Origin of the sequence: Arenibacter flavimaris, from assembly GCF_030291335.1 — a bacterium.
Classification (GTDB): Bacteria; Bacteroidota; Bacteroidia; order Flavobacteriales; family Flavobacteriaceae; genus Arenibacter.
In genome coordinates, this window is sequence record NZ_JASWIM010000023.1 from 19,316 (window position 1) to 43,014 (window position 23,699).

18 protein-coding genes are annotated in these 23,699 nt (G+C 40.3%); 13 read left to right on the forward strand and 5 right to left on the reverse strand.

Going from position 1 to position 23,699, the window contains the following annotated elements; all coding sequences use genetic code 11:
• Positions 1-115 precede the first annotated feature (115 nt).
• From QSE00_RS16435 to QSE00_RS16450, 4 genes are all read left to right on the forward strand, one after another.
• The gene (locus QSE00_RS16435) at positions 116-1,006 is read left to right on the forward strand and encodes a helix-turn-helix transcriptional regulator (RefSeq protein WP_110356146.1); all 891 of its coding nucleotides are present in this window, start codon (positions 116-118) and stop codon (positions 1,004-1,006) included.
• Between the two features lie 217 nt (positions 1,007-1,223).
• Positions 1,224-2,033: a ThuA domain-containing protein gene (locus tag QSE00_RS16440; RefSeq protein ID WP_286106789.1), complete on the forward strand. Its 810-nt coding sequence runs from the start codon at positions 1,224-1,226 to the stop codon at positions 2,031-2,033.
• A 909-nt stretch (positions 2,034-2,942) separates the two neighbouring features.
• Positions 2,943-3,725 carry a glycoside hydrolase family 16 protein gene (locus QSE00_RS16445; RefSeq protein ID WP_286106790.1) on the forward strand — a complete coding sequence of 261 codons (783 nt, stop codon included), beginning with the start codon at positions 2,943-2,945 and terminating at the stop codon, positions 3,723-3,725.
• A 74-nt stretch (positions 3,726-3,799) separates the two neighbouring features.
• Complete coding sequence (locus QSE00_RS16450; RefSeq protein ID WP_110356143.1) at positions 3,800-4,246, forward strand: GNAT family N-acetyltransferase; 447 nt, start codon at positions 3,800-3,802, stop codon at positions 4,244-4,246.
• Here the strand turns inward: QSE00_RS16450 and QSE00_RS16455 are convergent.
• Complete coding sequence (locus tag QSE00_RS16455) at positions 4,243-5,370, reverse strand: inorganic phosphate transporter (RefSeq protein ID WP_110356303.1); 1,128 nt, start codon at positions 5,368-5,370, stop codon at positions 4,243-4,245. The genes QSE00_RS16450 and QSE00_RS16455 overlap by 4 nt on opposite strands.
• 598 nt (positions 5,371-5,968) lie before the next feature.
• Here QSE00_RS16455 and QSE00_RS16460 point away from each other — a divergent pair.
• The 4 genes from QSE00_RS16460 (at position 5,969) to QSE00_RS16475 (ending at position 10,819) form a co-directional block, all read left to right on the forward strand.
• Complete coding sequence (locus tag QSE00_RS16460; RefSeq protein WP_110356142.1) at positions 5,969-7,435, forward strand: Gfo/Idh/MocA family protein; 1,467 nt, start codon at positions 5,969-5,971, stop codon at positions 7,433-7,435.
• Between the two features lie 164 nt (positions 7,436-7,599).
• Positions 7,600-8,061, forward strand: coding sequence for an FKBP-type peptidyl-prolyl cis-trans isomerase (locus QSE00_RS16465; RefSeq protein ID WP_286106791.1), 462 nt, complete (start codon positions 7,600-7,602; stop codon positions 8,059-8,061).
• A 472-nt stretch (positions 8,062-8,533) separates the two neighbouring features.
• Positions 8,534-9,025, forward strand: a complete 492-nt coding sequence (locus QSE00_RS16470; protein ID WP_286106792.1) for a GyrI-like domain-containing protein — start codon at positions 8,534-8,536, stop codon at positions 9,023-9,025.
• Positions 9,026-9,031: 6 nt separating this feature from the next.
• On the forward strand, positions 9,032-10,819 hold the full coding sequence (locus QSE00_RS16475; protein WP_110356139.1) for an SGNH/GDSL hydrolase family protein: 1,788 nt from the start codon (positions 9,032-9,034) through the stop codon (positions 10,817-10,819).
• Positions 10,820-10,999: 180 nt separating this feature from the next.
• Here the strand turns inward: QSE00_RS16475 and QSE00_RS16480 are convergent, their stop codons facing one another.
• The 3 genes from QSE00_RS16480 to QSE00_RS16490 all read right to left on the reverse strand — a co-directional run bounded on the left by QSE00_RS16480 (position 11,000) and on the right by QSE00_RS16490 (position 16,869).
• Entirely contained in the window at positions 11,000-11,842 is an 843-nt protein-coding gene (locus tag QSE00_RS16480) for an N-acetylmuramoyl-L-alanine amidase-like domain-containing protein (protein ID WP_286106793.1), read from the reverse strand.
• Between the two features lie 300 nt (positions 11,843-12,142).
• On the reverse strand, positions 12,143-15,673 hold the full coding sequence (locus QSE00_RS16485; RefSeq protein WP_286106794.1) for a TraB/GumN family protein: 3,531 nt from the start codon (positions 15,671-15,673) through the stop codon (positions 12,143-12,145).
• A gap of 122 nt (positions 15,674-15,795) precedes the next feature.
• Positions 15,796-16,869 (reverse strand): mechanosensitive ion channel family protein, encoded by a 1,074-nt coding sequence (locus tag QSE00_RS16490; protein WP_286106795.1) that lies wholly within the window; start codon positions 16,867-16,869, stop codon positions 15,796-15,798.
• 319 nt (positions 16,870-17,188) lie between these two features.
• Between QSE00_RS16490 and hemH the strand changes: the two genes are divergently transcribed.
• Both hemH and QSE00_RS16500 read left to right on the forward strand, forming a co-directional pair.
• Complete coding sequence (gene hemH / locus QSE00_RS16495; protein WP_110356136.1) at positions 17,189-18,220, forward strand: ferrochelatase; 1,032 nt, start codon at positions 17,189-17,191, stop codon at positions 18,218-18,220.
• Complete coding sequence (locus QSE00_RS16500; protein ID WP_286106796.1) at positions 18,220-19,608, forward strand: MATE family efflux transporter; 1,389 nt, start codon at positions 18,220-18,222, stop codon at positions 19,606-19,608. Before hemH ends, QSE00_RS16500 begins: the two co-directional genes overlap by 1 nt.
• Positions 19,609-19,693: 85 nt before the next feature.
• Here QSE00_RS16500 and QSE00_RS16505 read toward each other — a convergent pair whose 3' ends face one another.
• Positions 19,694-20,473: a tryptophan-rich sensory protein gene (locus QSE00_RS16505; protein WP_286106798.1), complete on the reverse strand. Its 780-nt coding sequence runs from the start codon at positions 20,471-20,473 to the stop codon at positions 19,694-19,696.
• A gap of 263 nt (positions 20,474-20,736) precedes the next feature.
• On the opposite strand from QSE00_RS16505, the gene QSE00_RS16510 reads away from it, so the two are divergent.
• The 3 genes from QSE00_RS16510 to QSE00_RS16520 all read left to right on the forward strand — a co-directional run bounded on the left by QSE00_RS16510 (position 20,737) and on the right by QSE00_RS16520 (position 23,680).
• A complete protein-coding gene (locus QSE00_RS16510; RefSeq protein WP_286106800.1) occupies positions 20,737-21,288 on the forward strand; it encodes a CopD family protein in 552 nt (183 codons plus the stop codon).
• 116 nt (positions 21,289-21,404) lie between these two features.
• The gene (locus tag QSE00_RS16515; RefSeq protein ID WP_110356132.1) at positions 21,405-22,829 is read left to right on the forward strand and encodes a sensor histidine kinase; all 1,425 of its coding nucleotides are present in this window, start codon (positions 21,405-21,407) and stop codon (positions 22,827-22,829) included.
• A 68-nt stretch (positions 22,830-22,897) separates the two neighbouring features.
• Positions 22,898-23,680 carry an enoyl-CoA hydratase/isomerase family protein gene (locus tag QSE00_RS16520; protein WP_110356131.1) on the forward strand — a complete coding sequence of 261 codons (783 nt, stop codon included), beginning with the start codon at positions 22,898-22,900 and terminating at the stop codon, positions 23,678-23,680.
• The last annotated feature ends 19 nt before the right edge of the window (positions 23,681-23,699 follow it).

Sequence of the window (23,699 nt, forward strand, 5' to 3'; positions counted from 1 at the left end):
ACGTTGTTTTAGGTACCAAAACCCTTGAAATAGTATATTTTAGCAGTGTTTAGGGAATTCTAGCCAATGATAATTTAGAATGTTTCTAAATAGATAAATTTAATATAAGGTTGAGATGGAGCTAGAAAATATCGCTCAAGGGTCTTTCGAGGAAGTGTTTATTGAAGATGGCTTCTATGTGTTGAAAATTCAAAATGATGGTATTCATAACCAGACGGTTACCCGTGAAATTGATAGTTCCTTTATTCAGTTCCATTTCTGTTTAAAGGGGGGTGCCAAGTTTGTATTTAATGAAGGCAGGTATGCCTTGGAGGTCAATGAAGATAGTTCACTCCTTTTGTATAATACTCAGGTAGACCTGCCTCTTAATCTGGTTTTAAATGCCAACTCGTGGATGGTCTCCATCATTATGACTATCCGAAAATTCCATTCCTTGTTTTCCAAGGAGGCCGATTATATTCCTTTTTTAAGCGCCGATAACAAGGACAAAAAATATTATTCACAGGAAGCTGTGTCCCCAGCCATAGCGGTTGTTCTGAGCCAGGTAATGAATTATAACCTTCATCGGTCCATTAAAGAGTTGTATATAAAAGGAAAAGTGTACGAGTTAATTTCACTTTATTTTAATAAAAGTCAGGATGCCGATGTAGAACAATGTCCCTTTTTAGTGGATGAGGACAACGTAAAGCGAATTAGGAATGCCAAGGAAATAATTATTTCTAGAATGGCCGAACCACCTAGTTTACAGGATCTCTCCGAAGAAATAGGACTTAGTCTAAAAAAATTGAAAGAAGGCTTTAAGCAAATCTATGGTGACTCTGTATATAGTTTTTTATTCGACTACAAAATGGAATATGCCCGTAAAATGTTGGAATCCGGTAAGCACAACGTCAATGAGGTAGGGCTTAAGGTGGGGTATAGTACTTCCAGTCACTTTATAGCTGCCTTTAAGAAGAAATATAGTACCACTCCAAAAAAATACCTCATGTCCCTCGCCAACGGATAGGTTGATTTTGTTATTAGGGTTGTATTTATCCCTATTTTTTTGGTTTTGGGGTTGGCAATGTTCCATTTTCTGCAAAATGGATAGTGGTTTTTATTCCTAACAAGTAGCGCTATTATTGTGAGAACTCCAGTAAATTTTGGAAATAATGATAAATTTTGTGTTTTGTTGCGTTAAATTTTAGATATTTAGAACTTCAAATAGATAATCGAGAATTTTTATGCGCTTATATAGATTTGCTATTGCTTTAATTGCGCTAGTAGTTATGATTGGATGTGGTAGCACCAAGATACAGGAAGAGGTGACCTTAAATCCAAACCTTCATAATACTCCTGTACAGATTCCGGAAAGAATAATTTCGGCCAACACATTGGCGAAAGATAGGGTTTTGATATTTTCCAAAACCAATGGTTTTCGCCATAAATCCATAGAAAAGGGGGTGGCCACATTTGTAAAATTGGGCGTAGCCAATAATTTTGCAGTATCCCATACCGAGGATTCGCTTCAATTTAATATTGAAAATCTAAGGAAGTTTAAATTGGTGGTTTTTTTAAGTACTACTATGGATGTATTGGGAGAGGAGGAACAATCGGCCTTTGAGAAATATATACAGGATGGCGGAAGTTTTATGGGAGTCCATGCTGCGGCCGATACGGAATATGAATGGCCTTGGTATAACAAATTGGTTGGGGCCTATTTTTTAAGTCATCCGAAACAACAAACAGCCAGGATAAACGTGGTAGACCACAACCATCCTGCCACCAAACATTTGGCCGATATCTGGACCCATTTTGATGAATGGTACAATTATAAAAATATAAATCCGGCAGTCCATGTGCTCATGAAACTGGATGAAAGCTCTTATGAGGGAGGTAAGAATGGTGATAACCACCCTATTGCTTGGTACCATGAGTATGATGGAGGGCGTGCTTTCTATACTGGTTTGGGACATACCGAGGAAGCTTTTGATGATCTTAATTTCCGTCAACATTTGGTCGGCGGTATCGAATATTGCCTAAAGAGGGATTAACTCTCGGGTATTTACAGAACAAAGTTGATACCAATACTTTGTAATTTTAATAACCACCAACCTTTACTGTAGTCCTGCAAGGTTCTATTGTCACCGGATCAACCAACCTAAAATTCATTTTAGTGTGTCGGTAACAACCTCGCAGGACTTTTTTTTATGTAGTTCTTACTCCCTATGTGGAATTTGAATGCGCTAGCGTCTACCTGGTAATGGAATACTGGCCTACCCGTTCAGTTTGGAGTCAAAAGATTTCAATAATTTTTGCAAGTGTCCTAAAAGCTAATCGGCTGAAGCCTTTTTAATGAGGATTTTGTACAGGGGTTGGGTTTAAGAATATTTTTCCAACAGAATTCCTAAGAAGTGGAAACTGCCTTTTATTTCCGGCTCGAATTAGATGATAAAAGCAATGAAATCCCAATTATCTGGGTCGTTCATGACTTTCCAAATAGACTGTATGGTCGGTTTGGTCTGTTTTTTGGCGCCTAAGGGGAAAGGTATTGGTATTTCATGGACTATATTGCGTTTTATATCGAAGTAATAGGGCCGTTTTGGCTGTCCGGAGTTAATAAGAACCAACCAATGGGTCGGATTTGCCTTGTGTTACCGTTCTGAGTGTGAGGGATAGGAGTGAAAAGCCCGCAGGTTGAAAACCGAAGACTTGTAGCGGATAGCCCGGCCCATTAGGGACACACCCAAAAAATTCGCCCAATGGTTAAAATTACAACAGTTTTTGATAGAATCTGCCAGATAATTTTGTCTCAGGTGTGTTATCTTGCTGTTGGCTCAAACTGTTGGTTATGTGTTGTATTTTTACATTGGTAATAATTCATAAAATCAATTTGGGTCTGAAATGATATATAACCTGAAATTTTTTTGTGTACAGCCATTGACGGTTACAAGTCCTTTAGAATGAAATTGACCACTGTCTTTTTATTTGTGTTTATTAGTGGATTTGCCTTTGCGCAACGGCCAGCACAGGGGCCTATGTCCAAAAAACGCTTTAATCCTGAAAAAATGGGTTATAAATTGGTATGGGAAGATCAGTTTAAGGGAAAAGCTTTGGATACCACCAAATGGGCCGTAAGAGGTATTGGCCCTAGGGCTATTGCCTATGTTTCCGAAGAAGCGGTAAAAGTGGAAAAGGGATATCTGAAGTTGTATGCCCTTAAAAAGGGGGACACCTTGTTGGGCTCCGCAGTGGGTACCCAGGGGAAGTTTATGTCCAAATATGGCTATTATGAATGCAGGGCCAAGTTACAGAAGTCAGAGGGGGTTTGGGCGGCTTTTTGGTTACAGTCTCCCCAGATAAGCAAGGGGGAAGACCCGTCCAAATTTGGAGCTGAAATAGATATAATGGAGTTTTTTAAAAAATTGGGAACCGATATCGTGTCGCATAATGTACATTGGGCCTACGGACCCAACCAGCAATCTACCAAAGGTATGCAGAGCTATCTCCGGGGGGTAAGCTTGGGGTTTCATACCTTTGGCCTGGAATGGTTCCCGGACAAGTATATTTTTTATGTGGATGGGTATAAGTATTATGAGGTAAAGGAGGGTATCTCCAATATAGAGGAATATATAATTTTAAGTATGGAATATCCTAGCAAAAAGGAGGAGATATTAAAAACAATTTTTCCAGATGTTTTTATGGTGGACTATGTTAAGGTTTACCAAAAGAAAAATGGCTATTGACACTAAAAGAAGATTGACTAAATTTGCAACTATAAAAATTTTCAAATTTTAGAGCTTAAGTCTAAAGAGAGCCCATGAAAATAGCATTATTACAAGAATCCGATATAAATTCGGAAATGGAGGAGCAACTGGCCGGATTGTTCCGCCAATTGAATGCCGATATAAAACAGGTAGACCTGAAGCAGGTACTGGATCCTGAGAACCCTATAAGTTTGGTGTATTGCATTGATGACAATAAGGTATTGGGAATGGCCTTAATGTGTACCTATACAGTAATATCTGGCATTAAGGGCTGGGTAGAGGATGTGGTCGTAGATGTGGAGCACAGGGGCCAGGGAATTGGCAGGAAGCTGATGGAGAAATTGGTGGAGTTGGGAAAGCAAAATGGTCTTACCGAAATCCTTCTTTTTAGCGCAGACAAGAGAATCGAAGCCATTAATCTCTATAAAAGTTTGGGCTTTAAGGAAAAGGAAAGCCGTATTTACGTTCTTAAAACCGAGGCATTGATTAAGAAGGGCTAACGAACTATATTGGACAACAAATAATAGACCATTGCGCTTATAAGGGCTGCTATAGGTAATGTTAGTATCCAAGAAAGAACAATATTGCGTACTACTTTTAAATCCGATTTTTTGGTTACGGTCCCAATTCCAAAAATTGAGCCTACGGAGACATGGGTTGTAGAAACGGGCAGTCCATGTATACTTGCTGTGGTTACCAAAAGACCAGTGATGAGGTTGGCCGTAAACCCTTGCCCATGATTCATTGGGGTTATCTTTTTACTTACAGTTTCGCCTACTTTTTTTGCGTTTAATAATCCTCCAATAGCCATTGCAACGGCAAGGGCAATCATGCCCCATTCTATGGATAGGTTGTTTATTACAATGAGCAGGCCTACCAATTTAGGGGTGTCGTTTAAACCTCTGGCAAAACTAACCACCCCTGCACTTAAAAAATGGGCAACATCCAGTAGTTTTTGGGCGTTTAAACCCAAAAAGGCTCCCTGGTACCTTTCAATGCATTTTTGTTCCTCATCTATCTTAATTGATTTGTAAGGGCCAATGGCATCAACCGCAGGATTCGTCTTGTTCAAATTGTCAAAAACAGGTACATATTCTTGGCCAATGCAAATACACATTTGTTTGGAGACCCCAAACAAATTACGTAATCGTCTAAAAAGGAGATAGATGATTATACTGGCCCCGGCAGCCATCAGTGGACTCAGAATTAAGGGCATTATGAATGTATTGCCGAGCAGATTAAAATTAAATGCACTTCCCACAGCTACAATACCACTTCCGAAAAGACCACCTACCAAACTATGGGTAGTTGAAATAGGCATCCCTATTTTTGTGGCCAGGAATACTGTTATCCCTGCTCCTAGGGCTATGGATGTGGCAAATTCAGGGGCCTGTATCAATACATCCGGGACCAAGCCCTTGCCCGAGAAGTTTTTGACCAGTGAACTGGCTAAAAAAATAGCAGTTACTGAACCAAGAAATGTAGTCAACGTAGCCCAATTTATGGCCCGGTTGTAATTTGTGGTCCCACTGCCAAAGAGGGTGGCCACACCTTTAAAGTTATCATTGGCCCCATTGCTATATGCGAGAAAACAAGCCACTACAAAAAGAAGTACAAAAATCATAAATAATCTCTTAATGGTATTGGAATAATTGAATTGGCCCAAAATAAGGGTTATATAAAATGTTCGTAAGGAATGCTAATTTCAATCTGCCGGCATACATGAATAGACGGTGGAGGTTGGTGATAATTACAGGAATAAGTTTAAAAGATACGGCTGCGTTGTTGTATTGGCGTCCTTAGGAAGATTTTTTTACAGATGTATGATATTTTATTGCTTGGCAAGGGAAGTATCCTCCCCCTTGCAACGGATTCCTTGTATTTGGTATGGAATTCTGGAATTTTATTATCCATTAAAATTGGGACGGGATGGAGGAAGTGGACGGGCAAATTTCCCAGTGTAGGCGGAAATCAACTTTGAGGGATTTTATCACACATTTTATAAACTTTTCATTTTCAAGAGGTCAGGGTTTGCAATTAGGGTTAAAATTGTAGTAGTATTTGAGAAAATCTTAGAGATTATGTTTGCGGATATGTTCTATATTGCTATATCCCTATGCTTGATATGCTTAGGTGTATGGCAATGTTGTTGCGGTATCTCCGGCTTTGGGAGGACTTATGTGGATAATATGGTCAATATAAAAATCTAATAATCAATAATTATGAAGAAAAAAAAATCTAAAAAATCTGTGGACTCGCGTAGATCCTTTATCAAAAAGGGCGCTATGGCATCCTCTATATTTTTTGTGCCTAGGCATGTACTTGGAGGCGTTGGGTATACTGCTCCCAGTGACCGATTGAACATTGCGGCCATTGGTGCGGGCGGAAAGGGTGCCAGTGATATTCGCAATGCTTCCGTAGGAGGCAGGGAAAAAGTGGTTGCCTTATGTGACGTGGATTTCTCAGGATCGGCAAAGAAATCTGTTGAACTCTTCCCGAAAGCAAAACTGTATGCAGATTTTAGGGAGATGTTGGACAAGGAAAAAGGCATCGATGCCGTTACCATTTCCACCCCGGATCACGTACACGGACCTGCAGCATCCTATGCCATGGAGCGAGGGGTACATGTGTATGTGCAAAAGCCAATGACTCACAATATACGGGAGGCAAGAATGCTGACCGAGATGGCCAGAAGTAAAAAAATAGTAACTCAAATGGGGAATCAAGGTGGTTCCAACCCATTATTGGGCATGGTTCAAAAATGGGTGGATTCAGGGGAACTTGGTAAGATATCAAAGGTACAGGTATGGACCAATAGACCTGTTTGGCCACAGGGTGGTGCTTTTCCCAAGCCGGATCCAAGTGCAAAGCCAAAGGACCTTAATTGGGATCTATGGCTGGGGCCATCGGAATTTAAGCCTTACACACCTAATTTACATCCTTTTGGCTGGAGAGGATGGTGGGAGTACGGTACAGGGGCTCTGGGAGATGTAGGGTGTCATTTGATCGATATTCCCTTTAGGACTTTGGGGCTTAAATATCCAACGGATGCAGAATGTAGCGTGGGTGCTGTTTATACCAATATGTGGAATGCCGATTATCATCCAGAAGGATGTCCGGCTTCTTCATTTATAACATTGCACTTTGGGGCTACGGAAAAGAGTCAGTCTCCCATAGAAATGACTTGGAGCGATGGAGGTATACGCCCTGCACACCCAGAGATTATTCCAGCGGATGATGATATTGGAGGTAAAGGGAGTCAGAACGGGGTATTGATCATTGGTGAAAAGGGAATTATCTCTACCAATATTAACGATAGTTCCCCTTTAATGCCTAAATTATATATGAACGATGGTTCAACGGATTTTGGTCCGGAAGTGGAGCCAAATGATGAACCTGAATACGGACATCAACGCTTGTGGATAGAAGCCTGTAAGGCTGGTTTTGGCAGTAAGGAGCATCTTGGGCTTACCTCGTCCTTTGATTATGCAGGGCCTATGACAGAGACAGTCCTAATGGGGAACCTTGCCATACGTAGCTATTTGTTGCAAAGGGAAAATGAGAAGGGGAAGATGGAGTTTTTTGCACGTAAGAAATTGCTTTGGGATGGGGAAAATATGCGTATTACCAATCTTGAGGAAGCAAATCAGTTTGTAACCAGAAATTACCGGCCTGGCTTTGCGGTATAATAATAAATAGAGTGGAAAATTGAACACCCTTAAAGGCTTCCAAAAAAGTTTTTAAGGGTGTTTTGTTTTTTTATAATTAACTAAAATTTACACACCTAAATAAGACTACCGGCCTAGGTGGCTTTAGCTATTTTACTATATTTGGCCCTTAAAAAAGAATAACTATGAGGAGGACACTATTTGCTTTGGCCTTAATACTTTTTATTTCCTGTGATATCGATAAGAAAACGGAGGAGAATATTGATTATGTTGCCAAGAACGAGGCGGAAATCCAGGCCTATGTTGAGGAGAACAATTTAACCGCCGAAAGAAGTAACTCGGGGCTTTATTATGTAATAGAAGAAGAAGGTACGGGAACACAGGCCACGGCCAGTTCCAATGTAACGGTGGCCTATAAGGGATATTTTCGTAATGGATCGGTTTTCGATCAAAGTGATGCAGAGGGTATTACTATTGGTTTAAACCAAGTTATTGCCGGTTGGACAGAGGGGATTGCCTATTTTAAGGAAGGGGGAAGTGGTATACTCTTGGTACCTGCCCACTTGGGATACGGTAGCAGGGATTATAATGGAATCCCTGGGGGCTCTGTACTTATTTTTGAAGTTACTTTGCTATCTGTAAATTAAAAGGCACTTAATTTACCCTTTGGCTAATGCCTTATTGTGGGAATACCTATATAAACCAACCGGAAGGTTGGTTTTTGTGTTTAATCCATTTAGAAAAATGGTACAATGGGTAGATTTTGTGCATAATTCCCCGACCAAATGCCAGTCATGGTGCTAAAAGCGGCATATTGTGATATTAGACCAACCAATGGGTATGTAATTGAAGCGTTACAATGAATTTTTATAGAGGTTTAATTTCATTTTTCCATTGTTTCAAAGATGTACTTGTCTGGTTCAAATATTAATTGAAGTAGGAAAAATGCGATGATTGCCAGCTCGATGACAGAAAGGTTTTTTGAAAGTCCAAATCTTTGTAATCAAGTGCTTATATTTAGCTATTGAATTCTCTTTAAAAAGCGCTGGCAATTTAGTTTGGAAGGACTTAATATGAAGAAATCAATAGATATATTTTTATATCAGTGTAATATTTTAAATGGAACCTCGAATAGAAGTAGTATCTGAAAAAAAATTGATCGGACAACGATTGGTAATGTCTATGGCTCGGGATAGGACCAGGGAACTGTGGCAGGGATTTATGAAGAGAAGAAAGGAAATTGGGAATTTAATCGGCGCCCATTTAATCAGTATGCAAATATATGATAGGCAGCTGAGTTTTCCGGAATTTAATGACAGTATTCCATTTGAAAAATGGGCGGTTGGTGAGGTGGAAGATTTTGAGTTTTTGCCACAAGGTTTGGAGTCCTATACCTTGTTGGGAGGATTGTACGCCGTTTTTATTCATAAGGGTTTGCCCAGTGATTTTCCCCGAACGGCTCAGTATATTTTTGGGGAATGGTTGCCAAAATCCGACTATCAATTGGATCATAGGGAACATTTCGAGATTATGGGCGATAAATACAGCAACAACAACTCAAATTCGGAAGAAGAGGTCTGGGTGCCAATTAAAAGAAAAATAAAAGAATAAGTATATATGGAAAAAAAGTCGCTTTTAGTTTTATGGGCAATAATTTTGCTATTTCAATTTTCAATTGCCCAAGAGGATACAGCTATTTCTTGGTATAATCCTGCAGAATCCAATTCGTTGGTGGTTGAAGGCCAGGCATGGCCTGATCAGGTGGCTACAAGATATCACAGATTGCCAAAACAGGCCGAGGGAGTTGTCCGCGAAGCGGTCTGGAACTTGTCCAAACATTCAGCCGGTCTCTCCATTAGATTTATAAGTGATGCCGAATCTATAACGGTGCGATACAAGGTAAAAGGGAACCATGCCATGCCCCACATGCCGGCAACCGGGGTTAGCGGGGTGGATCTATATGCCAAGACCGCTGATGGGGATTGGAGATGGTATAGAGGAAAATATTCCTTTGCCGATACCATACAATATCGTTACTCCAACATAGACCCAAATGAGAAATATCATACCAAGGGAAGGGAGTACCAATTGTACCTGCCATTGTATAATGAGGTAGAATGGTTGGAAATAGGAGTGCCAGTGGATGCTGTTTTGGAAGCTTTGCCCTTAAGAGGAGAGAAACCTGTTGTGGTTTATGGCACTTCCATTGCACAAGGTGGCTGTGCCTCCCGCCCAGGAATGGCTTGGTCCTCTATACTGGGGAGAAAATTGGATAGACCCCTGATAAATTTGGCCTTTTCAGGAAATGGGCGACTTGAAGAAGAGGTGCTCAATTATATTACGGAAATTGATGCTAAAATCTTTGTGCTGGATTGTTTGCCCAATTTGAGTGCAACCAAGGACCGTTCACTGGATGAGGTACGGCAGCTAATTATTTCGGCAGTGCAACAAATAAAGAAAAAACGTCCCACAACCCCAATTTTAGTGGTGGAGCACGACGGATATTCCGATGGGGCCGTAGATGCTGATCGTTTTCAGACCTATACCGATTTGAATAGAATTGCCAAGGAGGCATTTGCTCAATTAAAGTCAGACGGGCTAAGGGATATACATTTGTTGACCCGGGAAGAATTGAATCTGTCTATGGAGAGTTTTGTGGATGGTACCCACCCAACGGATTTGGGAATGATGGAGTATGCCCTTGCCTATGAAAAGGCCTTACGCGAGATATTGAAGGAGCCGATTGGAATCATTTCCACGACAATTCCGGTAACCCAGGCCAGGGAGCCCGAAATGTACCCTTGGGAGGGCCGTCATCAGGAGTTATTGAAAATGAATCGGGAAAGTGCTCCCAAAATATGTTTTTTCGGAAACAGTATCACCCATTATTGGGGCGGTTCTCCAAAAGCAATTTTAAGCAGCGGGGCAGATTCGTGGAAATCCAATTTGGCCGAATTGGAGGTACGGAATTTTGGTTTTGGTTGGGATAGGGTAGAAAATGTATTATGGCGCATCTATCACGATGAATTGGATGGCTTTGAAGCTGAGCAAATTGTGCTTATGATCGGCACCAACAATGAACACCTCAATACGGATAAGGAGATTCTCGGTGGATTGGAAATGGTGATCAATGCCATAAAAGAAAGACAGCCAAAAGCAAGACTGTTAGTGCTGGGGTTGTTTCCAAGGGTAGGCAAGGAGGAGCGTATGCGTAATTTAAACACTGGAATAGCTGCATTGGCGACCTCTAAAAATGTGGATTATGCAGATATCGGGGGAGTGTTATTGGGCAAGGACCAGAAAATTGATGCCAGTCTTTTTTCGGATGGTCTGCACCCCAACGCAAAAGGTTACCGAAAAGTGGGAAAGATTTTAAAGACAGCCCTTCAAGAGGGTGCAAAATAGAGAAGCCTATGAAATTGTGTTGCGCCGGCCTTTGGGAGTACTGTCACATAATTCGAAATTCGCCTGTGGGCCTATGGAACAACTTTTATAAGTCTTCTGCAATTACGTTTATTTTATCCTAAATTGGGATTAGGGCATATCATTTGAGAAAGTCCAATTTAAGAACAATGATTCATGGGGCTATAAGGGGCGTGCTACCATAATTCCCGTATTTCCTTTTATGCCCTTTAGGTAATCGGCCAATGGTAATTTGGAGACCTCTACCTCCATGGATCCCGTGGAAGCATGCAATAAATGTATTCTTCCATCTGCTTCCATGGTCGCTATTCCAGTGTGGGTAATGTCCAGTCCTTTTATTGAGGTGGTCAGGGCAATAATGTCCCCGGATTGGATTAGGTGCTCCTGTGTCTTTACCTGCTCCTGTGGTAGTATACAGATGGACTGCGATTTAAGAAATTCCTCTGAAGCCTGTATTTTCCTGTAGTTATCCGCATCCTTGAGAAAAGGGTACAGTTCCCGATGTGTACTCATAAAATTAATGGGCTTACTGCTTTCCACACCTCCAATTTGGGAGGTCATATCCTGCAATAGGCCTTTTTGCTCATTGTTGGCGATCCATTCTGAAAAATAATGCAGCCGTGAGGCGTAACCATTGAGTTTTCCGTCTTTATACCGAATGGTTTCAAGGTGGTCGATAAAGCTGTTAAATTCCTTTTCTTTATTATGAAGCATGAGGCTAAAAGCCAAAACATTCTCAACAAAAGTAGTACAGTCCAACCCCTGAAAGTTTATGACCAGGGATTCGGTTTCTCCTATCTCCAAAGTTTTGGCCACATAGGGAATTCCAATAAAGGTTTTGCCCACCGCAACCATTGTAGGGCCAATATCTTGAGCATTAATATTGGAAATTGCCATTATTTTGGTGTTAAAGGCTTCCCTGTCCTGTGTTGAGCAAATTAGTTTTTGGGCAGCTCCAGGGAGATTGTAACCAATTAATATTAGAAAGCAGAGTATATGTTTCATCGAATTAATATGAATTTATAGTTTATTTAAAAGTTTATATATTGTTATATATAAATGAATTATAATTTTTTAATACTTATTGGTATGTGCATTTCGGTATCAGGAGGGCGAGTCCAACCTTAGAGGCATAAAAACCTGGTAACGGACAGATTAAACTTGTTTAATATATACATATAAATAATTATTTGGGGCAACCATTCAAAAATGGCTACTTATTATTAAAGATTCTTTTATTTATCCCAATCACTCTAGTTTGGGTTAGAGGCATATATCCTTGTATTAATGCCAAAAAGTATAGTATTAATGCATAAAGCCAGGGTAGGCCGAAGGGTTGTTCACTATCGCACGTGGCCTATCCTTTAAATTATACTCCTCGGTAGTTAACTCCAATACTTCTTCCTCGGTATTAATGTCTGCAATGTTAAAACCTTTATTTATATAATAGGGCTTGGATTCAATTTGGTTTCTTTTTTTGAAAGCTAATAAGTACATCTTTAAATTATTACTGTACTTATCCTTATCTTTTACTTTAAAAAAATAGCCGTGGTAATTGTTGTTGGGATAATACAATTTTTGATCTTTGATGTATTCAATGTTGTATTGTTCGGGATTTAATTCCAAAGTATTGTAGAGTATGGATTCGGCTATAGCCTGTTGATTTCTGTAGGTGGCAGGAAAATAATTCAATTTGCCAATACGCTGTAATTTCTCGAATAGTGTTAAGCGTGTTTCAGGGTTTTCAGCAAGTGATATTATTAGGCTTTTCGGTATTTTGTTTTCACCATTCAGAGGGTTTTCTTCATTTTTAATCATTAGGGCAATATATGACGTTTGTATTTCGGGGTCTTCCACCTTCGATAGACGTCTGAAGAATGCGGCAACCTCTATTTCTTTAATAAACGGATAAAGTAGAATGGCATAATTCTCCAAAATGTCGTAATTGTTGCCAGATGTATTTGGTGACTCCTCTGTCAATTGATCCATGGAGAGGCCCAGCTGCCTCTTTAACTGGATCTTGGCATCATTTAAAATCTGATTCTTGTATTTCTTGTAGCTTTTCGGTTTTATCAAGCCACGTGCCTTGAGCTTGGCAAGCATTGAGAAAATGGGCGATTTATATTCCTCTATGGCACTGTAGTCCAGGATTTCCGGAAATAATTTGCGCGCAAGGGGCAGACTATCCAAATAGGGCTGAAATATATTTTGAATCTCCTGTTTGCTGGATACCAAAGGCAAATCGGTTGACATAAGGCGTAAAAGAAGTTCTAAAGAGCTTTCATTTTGTCTTTTGCTAATGGCCTGTAGTATTTTTGTTTGAGCCTTGGAGTTGTTGTAGGATTTGGCATAGTAGGCCTCAAAGAACTTTGTGGCGTCCACATCTTGCATTTGGGCCAATTTTTGGATTAAATGTGCCTGCAAATATTTTTGATTGTCCTTAAAGTTGAATTCGGAAATGTAATACTTAAGGGAATCCTCGTGTTTTTTGTAAAACTGCACAAATGGATAGCCATCAAGGACAATACTATCGTTCTGTCTTATAGCCTTGAAAAAACCGGCTGTTTTATCGCTTAGGATTGAGGAACCTATAAGGGTATCATGGGGAGAGAAGTTTTTGAAGAATTCATGGACAAACTTACTTGGGGGCAGAACAGTATCTATAAGGGCCTTTACTTCGTAAAGTAAACCGCCTTTAACAATGTTTTTGATCATTATTCCCCTAGTGCTACCAGTATCTGCTAGGGTTATGTTCATCTCGTGATATTTGTTGTTGTACTTTGGCCGTTGCTCCCGGATAATCTTAAACGTATTTTGAGCATACAATTTTCTCCTTAACCTCCATACTGAATCAATATTGGGGAACATTAGAAAATCATGGGCCTTATTAACAGTAACAAGCACAGCCTCGTTATTTTTATTTTGATAAACAGATTTCTTGGTGTATGCGCTGTAAGGTTTTGGTTTTTTGTGGCGTTCGTAATAGTTATTACTGTTTTCAACAAATTTGGGAGGATCAACAGGGCTGACTGTTGAAAAAAACAAAGCAGTATCCCGAATTTTTTTAAACACTTCGGTATATTTCTGTTGCCTTACCTTAAAGGAATCGAAAAAATGTTTGGCATCCGTGCTATCCTTGCAAACACTGCCCAAGAGATAATAGTGGTTGTTCCTAATAACAGTCTTTAAATATAACTTTTGTGCTCCGTTGGGGCTAAAGTTGGCGGAAGAAGTCAAACTCTGATTGTCATAAGGCCCATATTCAGGTTTCAACTTAAGGTCTTCAAAAAATCGGGCTTGTATTTGTTTCAGTTCAAAGGTGTCCTCTTCAATGAAATTAAAATCATTTAAAGTAGCTTTTTTAAGAAAGTAGTAGGAGGAGGTTTCGGGATCTACACCTTCAATAAATCTATTACCTTTTCGCTTCCGATTGGTAAAATTGTATATAGGAGGCATTTCGACTTCAAAATCATCGAATTGGGAAAAAAGTACCGTTCGTTTTTTTTCTAAGGACTTGAATTGTATACTGTTAAAAATGGTATCGGAATGTTTTACTACATAATCACCGTGTCCGCTCATTTTGAAAATGAGTATTTCCAATGGGGTTATGTAAATGTGATAACGTTGAAAGTCACCATTTTTCAACTGATTTTTAATATCCAATCCGGGATATATCCCGTTTTCTATTTTCCTTTTTTCAAGGATTTTGCCCGGTATGTTCTCGAACAACAGTTTATCCACATCTTCCAAGCTGTAGGTGTAGTCTTTTTTTAAATAGGAGAAAGTGGGGATGCGGTTCACCATAAGATAACTACCGTTAGCCAAATCGGGAGATACGTAGGTAGTATTGGTATATTCTGCTATGGGATAGAGTTTATTGGGTAGGAGAATACTAAAAAGGTCGTCATCCAGAGTTCTTAGGTAATATTCATTGTCCAGGATTTTGGTTTCCAGGGAATCTTTTAGGGCCCGTCCTTTGTTGGAAAATCTGGAAGTAAGTGGTTTCACCTGGTACCCTTTGTTCCTAAGCAGTTGTATTACCCCATTTTTTCCAGGGAGGTGTGCGGCCCCAATACCTGTAAACACTTTTGCTGTTTGCATTAAGGAATCTAATCTCAGTACCATATTTTTATTACGGGCATAGAGCATGTTTTGCAAGTAATACTCCGTATACATGGCCTGGTCAAGCGAATCTATAAGATTTATGTTGCGTTCCCTATAGGCGTCCTGCAAAAGTGACATCACCTCCTGGGTCTGCATTTTTTTCTGAAGCCATTCGTCAGGTTTGGGTTTCATGGCATTCATATTGGCCCTACCAACCAAAGCGCTGGATTCTTCCAGATCTTCCAAGGCCACTATGGGTTTGGAAAACTTTCTGCCCGCCTGATAAATAAACATGTCCAAATAGGTTTCCTCTTCAAAGTTTTGGGAAGTTTCATTGGTGCGGTAGAGAATATTGTTCACTAACCGATCGTCCAGGGAGAGGTAAGAGGACACGGTTTCCTTGGTCGGGTTTTTGATGGCAAAGGGATATAAATAAAAGCCCTTGGTAATAAAGCCGGTTCCATATCCAACTCCGCCACTACGCATTTTTCCATAGTCTTCCAACCAACTATCCGGGTCCGATTCCAAGGCCACAATTTCACTTTTGTCCAAAGCTTCGTAAAAAACGTCGTCCAATCTGAAGGCTATTTTCTGACTTACATGCATGGTACCGTACAAATAGGACGTTTGCTGTAGATTATTGCCGGAGATCTCCCATAAAAGGCTGTTCTCTTCTTGGGCGGAGATGACATAGGATAAGAATAGCAGAAGAAAACCTAAACAAAAGCGCATACCGAATCCAAATTTTTGTTAAAAATGCTTTAAAAATTTATAGGAATAAAGGCTTGGGGCATAATTAACGTTTTATTTGTATTAAGGCATCATTTTTCGTGCCAATCAATTGGGGCCGTGGATTACTTTTTAAAAGAGTTGGGCTGGGCATCATCGCTAAGGTATAATCGTGTATGTGGTAGGCTTTCCGGATAATGCTCTTGTAAAAAACCAATTAGTTTTTCCCGTACCAAAACCCTTAGATCCCATGCGGTGGCCGAGTCCACTGCGCTCACTAAGGCCCTTATCTCAATACTCTGGGCCTTGGCGTCCGTAACTTGCAATACGTTTACATTGCCATCCCACAATTCCGAGGACGACAATATCCTAGTGAGTTCTTCCCTCAGTTTGTCAAAAGGAACACGATAATCCGTATGTATAAAAACAGTACCTAGAATATCCGCCGATGTTTTGGTCCAATTCTGAAAGGGGTTTTCTATAAAATAGGTGGTGGGGACAATAAGCCGCCTTTTGTCCCAAATCTCAATCACTACATAAGTCAGTGTAATTTCTTCTATCCGGCCCCACTCGCCTTCCACCACCACCACATCATCAAATTTAATGGGTTGGGTAATGGCAATCTGGATTCCGGCCAAGATGCTTCCAATTAGTTTCTGTGCAGAGAAACCTATGATAATACCCGCCACTCCTGCAGAAGCGAAAAGACTAAGTCCAATCTCCCTTATGCTATCAAAACTCATCAGGGCGGCCCCCAAAGCCAGTACCGCCACCACTACGATAAAAATCCGTTCCAGGATATTGAATTGGGTATATATTTTTCTAGCCTTGAGATTGTCGGATGTCTTTACATCATAATTTTGGATAATCAATTTTTTGGCAACTTTTAAAGCCACCAAAATCAACCAGGTTATAGAAAATATAATCATTAAAGTGCTGGTCTTTCTAATAACAAAGCTATAATCGTTGAGGTACAATAGGGTATGAAGTGATTTTGAACGGACCAAAAGGGAGAGGAATAGTATAAAAAGTGGCATGCTCACTCTTTTCATGGCATCTTTGGGAATGAGATATTTTGGATTACTCCCCAGTTTGCGCAGGGTAAAATACGTGATGATGTAAAGAATAGCCAAAAGGACGAATGTGCCAGTAGCGTAAATGAGCGTCTGGTTGTCTATGTTTTTTAATATGTTTTCCATTTTGGTCTTACTTAAGTTCAATATTGACTTTAACATACTAAAATCTGTTCAATATAAAAACTTCGAGCCAGTATATTATTGGGTGAACTTTCAATAACCCCATAATATTCCTTTTCGAGACAGGAAATTGCCAATTTGTAAACATGTTACGGCTGTTGAAAATAAAATACCTAATGGTATTAAAATAATACTGTTTTACCCATTCCCTATAAATTGATTCAGTCTATGCCGGTATAGTTAAACTATTTATAGGATTTAAATCATAGTTGCTCTGCATGTGTTATTTTTGTTGCACAGGTAAATTGATAATAAAGGAAGAATGAAAGGAGTTTTGTTGGTAAATTTAGGTTCCCCGGATAGTCCCACCCCTAAGGATGTTAAACCTTATTTGGATGAATTTTTAATGGATGAAAGGGTAATTGATGTTCCCAAATGGTTAAGGAATATTATTGTGCGTGGGATAATTTTACAGACTAGACCTAAAAAATCGGCCGAGGCCTACAAAAAGATATGGTGGGAAGAGGGATCTCCTTTAATAGTAATTTCCGAACGTTTTGCACAAAAGGTAAAAGAACAAAGTGAAATTCCCGTGGCCTTGGGGATGCGTTATGGAAGTATGACGATAAAGAACGCTTTGGAGGAACTTACGAAAAAAGGGGTGGACGAGGTGCTGTTGGTTCCACTATACCCTCATTATGCTATGTCTTCCTATGAAACCGTGGTGGTCAAGACCATGGAGGTCAAGGATGCGTTTTTTCCTAAGGTTAAAATAACAACGCTACCCGCGTTCTACAATAACCAGGATTATATTGAGGTGCTTTCCGAAAGTATTGCAGCAGGGTTGAAAGGTTTTGAATACGACCACATTTTATTTTCATATCACGGCATTCCCGAAAGACACATAAAAAAATCCGACCCTACAAAATTCCATTGCAAGATTGATGACAACTGCTGTAAGACCAATTCGGTGGCACATCATACCTGCTATCGTCATCAATGTTATGAAATGACCGGAAAAGTAAAGGAGCAACTGGGTCTTTCCGATGATAGGGTAAGCCTTTCCTTTCAATCCCGCTTGCCCAACGATCCCTGGTTAAAGCCCTATACCGACTTTGAGTTTGAACGTTTTGGGAAAGAGGGTATTAAACGTTTGGCAGTAATTACCCCGGCCTTTGTTGCGGATTGTTTGGAAACTTTGGAGGAAATTGCCATGGAAGGAAAACAGCAGTTCCAGGAAGCAGGAGGGGAAGATTACAAGCATATCCCCTGTTTAAACGACAATGAAGCCTGGGTGAATTTAATGGTGAAATGGATAGGGGATTGGCAGGCTAAGGAAACTCTTCCCGTGTAATGGCCAAGGTATCCTCAGAACAGTTGGGTAGTGAGCCTATAGGTAAATTGCTGGTAAAACAGGCAGTTCCCGCTTCAATAGGCATTTTGGTCATGTCACTTAACGTGCTGGTCGATTCTATTTTTGTTGGCAACTGGATCGGTTCCATAGCCATTGCGGCCATCAATGTAGTACTTCCAGTTTCCTTTTTTATAGCGGCCCTAGGTATGGCCATTGGTATTGGGGGATCTAGTATTATTTCGCGTGCCCTGGGTGAAAACAATAAGGAAAAGGCCCTAAAGACCTTTGGAAATCAGATAAGTTTAACACTTCTGGTTACCATAGTTATGGTGATTTTGGGACTCTATTATGTTAATAGCCTAATTCCGGCCTTTGGGGGCAAGGGGGATATTTTTGGTCCGGCCAAAATATATTATACCATTGTTTTGTACGGAGTGCCATTCTTGGCGCTGTGTATGATGGGAAATACGGTCATTAGAGCGGAAGGTAAACCAAGATTTGCCATGAACGCCATGATAATCCCCTCGGTAGGAAATCTTTTGATGGATTATCTTTTTATCTATGTATTTGATTGGGGTATGGAAGGGGCAGCATGGGCAACTACTATAGGCTATTTTCTATGTTTTGCCTATATACTGTACTTTTTTCTTTCCCAGAATTCCGAATTAAAATTGAAATGGTCCCATTTTGGACTGGATAGACCCATTCTAAGGGAAATAGGCGCTTTGGGTTTCGTAACCTTGTCCAGACAGGCCGTAATAAGTTTAATCTATTTGTTGATGAACAACATTCTCTTTGGTCTGGGAGGAGAGGCCATGATAGCGGTTTACGCCATTATTGGTCGGATGCTAATGTTTGCCCTGTTCCCCGTATTTGGGGTTACACAGGGATTTCTACCTATTGCAGGCTTTAATTACGGAGCAAAAAAATACCAAAGGGTACGGGAGTCGATCAATACGGCCATCCTATACGCTGCCAGCTTGGCATTTGTGGTGTTTGTAGGGCTTATGATTTTTCCGGCAGGGATTGCGGCCCTGTTTTTGAGCAACCAGCCAGGAATGACCGCAGATGAATTGGCTATGAATGCCTATGTATTGGAACATACCCCTTCAGCTATGCGCTGGGTCTTTGCGGCTACACCTATTATCGCAGTTCAATTGATTGGTGCGGCCTATTTTCAGGCCATTGGCAAGGCCGTTCCTGCTCTATTACTGACCTTGAGTAGACAGGGATTCTTTTTTATACCGCTCATTTTAATTTTACCCAATTACTTGGGAGAACTGGGAGTTTGGATTTCCTTCCCCATTGCCGATGTCCTGGCCACCCTGGTTACGGGCTATTTTTTGAGGAAAGAAGTGAGGGCGACCTTGATGGAAAAGCATAAGTAACACAAGCTTTAAGAATTCAACATTCTAAAGTCCAAGAAGATGATATTTACACCGAACCCAATAAAGAATCCGGGTTTTTAATAATTCAAAGCTTTAAAAAGGGGTTGGATTTCCTTTTGCTATACCCATGGACCAATATTACCGATAGCAGAACAGCACTACACGCCAATGCCGTATAAGCCAGGACTTCCATGCTGTCTTGATGCCTAATATAAATTGCGAACAGTGCCCATACCCCAACAGCTGCAAATTCGCGCATGTTTCTTTTGTAGATGATGACCAGGTTTATCAATGTGGCAACTACCATTAGAACAATGGTCCATGACACTTCTGTAAGAAAACCACCGCTCCAACCTATTTTCGTTAAATAAAGGGCAATATTGGCTATAGTGGCAACGGTAATCCATCCGCTGTAAAGACAAATCGGCCACCAGGAAAAGGCTATTATTCCCTTAGGGGCATCCCATCGTTCCATATTGGTGTTGATAATAATTCTTGTTAGGGAGATTAGGATTCCGGCCATGATAATTACGGTTAAGCCCATGTACCCATATGCAAAGGCAATCACCCACATCCCATTCAATACATTGGCAAAGGCAAACCAATATCCCGTCTGCTCTATGTAAGCAAGTTCTTTCTTATCAAAAAAAACAACTTTAATTTGAAATAGGGCATAGGCCAACAAGCTAAAAAAAATAAGGCCCCAAATGGCAAAGGCATAGCTGGCAGGAGTGAAAAGATTGGTGTACCGCTGACTTAATTCCCCTATAGTGGTATCGTTAATGCGGACAGCCTGCGAAACATAATTTACAGCTATGACCAAAATCACCGAGAGCAGGTTTATAATGGATAATTTCTTTTGCATTTACCCAAATTACGTAACTTTTGCAGGGATTAAAGTCTTATTGCTTAAAAAATTAATCCATTCACATAAACCCTATTCTGATTGTAAGGCATATTGCATTTTTTACCATAACAAATACAGAGGACATTTTTCAGAAAGTGAATAAAATTGGGAGATTTTTTAGTTGGTATTGACCCCTGTATTAGGGGTGTAAACCAGTAAGGATACCAAAGATTAGTTTTTCAGAAATCCGTCTACTATCTTTACGGAACAATAGAACTTGTATGACCGACTATTACAACTATATTAAATCCTTGCACCTCATTTTTGTAGTTACCTGGTTTGCGGGATTGTTCTATATACCCCGGTTGTTTATCTATCATATTGAAGCCGATCAAAAAACGTCACCGGAGCGGGAAATCCTAACCCACCAACTAAAGTTGATGACCAAGAGGTTGTGGTTTATCATTACATGGCCGTCCGCGGTCTTGGCCACCTTCTTTGCTATATGGCTTTTGGTTTTGTATCCTGCCTGGTTGCAACAGCCGTGGATGCATATAAAACTTGTCTTTGTACTGTTACTGATAGCCTATCATTTGAAAAATCATCAGATTTTTAAACAGTTGCAGCGAGATGAGGTGAAATACACCTCCAAATTTATGCGCATATGGAACGAAGGGGCTACCTTGATTCTATTTGCAGTGGTTTTCTTGGTGATTTTAAAGGGAACTTTCAATTGGATTTTTGGTGTTGTCGGTATTATTGTACTGGGAGTGCTTTTAATGTTGGGTATAAGGCTTTACAAGCGGATCCGCGATAAAGATCCTGAAGCTTAGGCACTACTTGATGCTAAATTGCCATTAATTTTGGCGTGATAATTGTTACCTTTAAAGTCTAAATTAGATTTCAGTTGCTCACAAACTTCTCCTTGCGTTCCCGAATTTTTATCTCCATGATTTTTTGGGTGGTAATCGCATTTATTTTGATTGCATCCGTTACCATATACCAGTACAGCGAACAAAACAGGGACTACCATGCAGATCGTATGGAACGGAAGGAGGAACAGATCAAACAGAGTATTGATCTGGCACTGCAAAAGACAACATACCCGGTTACTACCGAAAATTTAGGCCTTATTTTTAGGGATGAAATTTATGAGATCGCCTTGGTCCAGAATATCAATTTTAATATTTATGATCTACAGGGCCAATTAATTAAAAGTTCTAGGCCCAAATTTGAAGTAGACTCCATTTCCACATGTTTGGAAGCAGAAGTGCTGAACAATCTGGCGTCCTCGCCTAACAAAAGGTACGTGGAACAAAAATCGGCTGCAGGCTATAGTTATCAAGCATCCTACACTTACATCGACGATAAAAGGTTTAAACATGTGGGGATTTTAAACCTGCCCTATTTTGAGGATAATTCCTTTAATGATAAGGAATTGAAGGAGATTTTGTTGAGGTTAACCGGAGCTTACCTTTTGTTGTTACTCCTGGCAATTGCCCTAGCCTATTTTATCTCCAAGTATATTACTAGGTCCTTGCAGACCATTTCGGACCGATTGAATCAGACCGACCTTACCAAAAGGAACGAAAAGATAATTGTAGAGAATCCGAGTGAGGAAATTGGAAAGTTGATTACCTCCTATAACGAAATGATAGACGAGCTGGAAATAAGCGCAGCAAAATTGGCAAAAGGGGAAAGGGAACAGGCATGGCGCGAAATGGCAAAGCAGGTAGCTCATGAAATTAAAAATCCACTGACGCCTATGCGTCTAAGTGTGCAGAATTTTGAACGTAAGTTCGATCCAAATGATCCCGATATTACAAAAAAGGTTTCCGAATATTCAAAAACATTGATTCAGCAGATTGATACTATGAGCAGTATCGCCTCGGCATTTTCCAATTTTGCCAATATGCCGGCCCAGCAGAATGAGACCTTAAATGTAGTGAAGATCGTAAAAATGGCGGTGGATATTTTTGATGAAAACTATATTCATTTTTCCTCCGACCAAGAGGAGATAATTGCCAAATTGGATCGTACACAATTGATTAGGGTAGTTACCAATCTGGTCAAGAATGCCACCCAGGCAATTGTGAATGTAGATGCCCCCAATGTTTTGGTGACCGTTTCCAGAGATGGGAATTTTGTTAAAATGACCGTGGAAGATAACGGTATGGGAATCTCAATGGAGTCTAAAGACAAGGTATTTGAACCTAAGTTTACAACTAAGACCAGCGGTATGGGCCTTGGTCTTGGGATGGTAAAAAATATTGTGGAAACCTATAAGGGAACTATCAACTTTACTTCGGAACCAGGAAGGGGCACTGTGTTTACGGTTCGGTTTCCTATTGCCAATGAAGGTGTAAATATATAAATCGGTATCGGCTGGAAAGTCCATACCGGGTATCTTAATACTTTTTGGATTAAATTAATATTAAAACAATGAAATACGAAAATTTACTTATTACTTCAGAAGCGCAGGTGGCCGTCATCACCATAAATAGACCAACTAAATTAAATGCGCTTAACAAGGCAACCATAGAAGAGCTGCATTACGCTTTTAAGAATTTGGAGCAGGATAAAAAAGTAAAGGTCATTATTTTGACGGGGAGTGGTGAAAAAGCGTTTGTGGCCGGGGCCGATATTTCCGAGTTTGCCAATTTTACCGTTAAGGAAGGTGGAAAACTAGCCGCAAAAGGGCAGAAACGATTGTTCGATTTTGTAGAAAACCTATCCACTCCTGTCATAGCCGCAATAAACGGATTTGCCTTGGGGGGTGGTTTGGAATTGGCTATGGCCTGCCATTTTAGGGTAGCCAGCCATAATGCCAGAATGGGTCTTCCCGAAGTTTCCCTGGGAGTGATACCGGGATATGGAGGAACACAGAGGTTACCGCAACTTATAGGGAAGGGAAGGGCCTTGGAAATGATACTATCAGCAGGCATGATCGATGCTGCCAAAGCATTGCAATTCGGCTTGGTCAACTATGTGGTTGAGCAGGAACATCTGATGGATCTCTGTATGAAGTTTGCAGGTAAGATATCGAATAATTCCCCTGTGGCCATTAGTTATGCAATAAAAGCGGTAAATGCTGGTTTTAACAATAGTATAAACGGTTTCGAAGCGGAAATAGAGGCTTTTGGCAGTTGTTTTGGTACTTTGGACTTTAAGGAGGGAACCACTGCTTTTTTGGAAAAAAGAAAGGCCAATTTTCCGGGTGCTTAGAAAGATAATCTAAATGGAT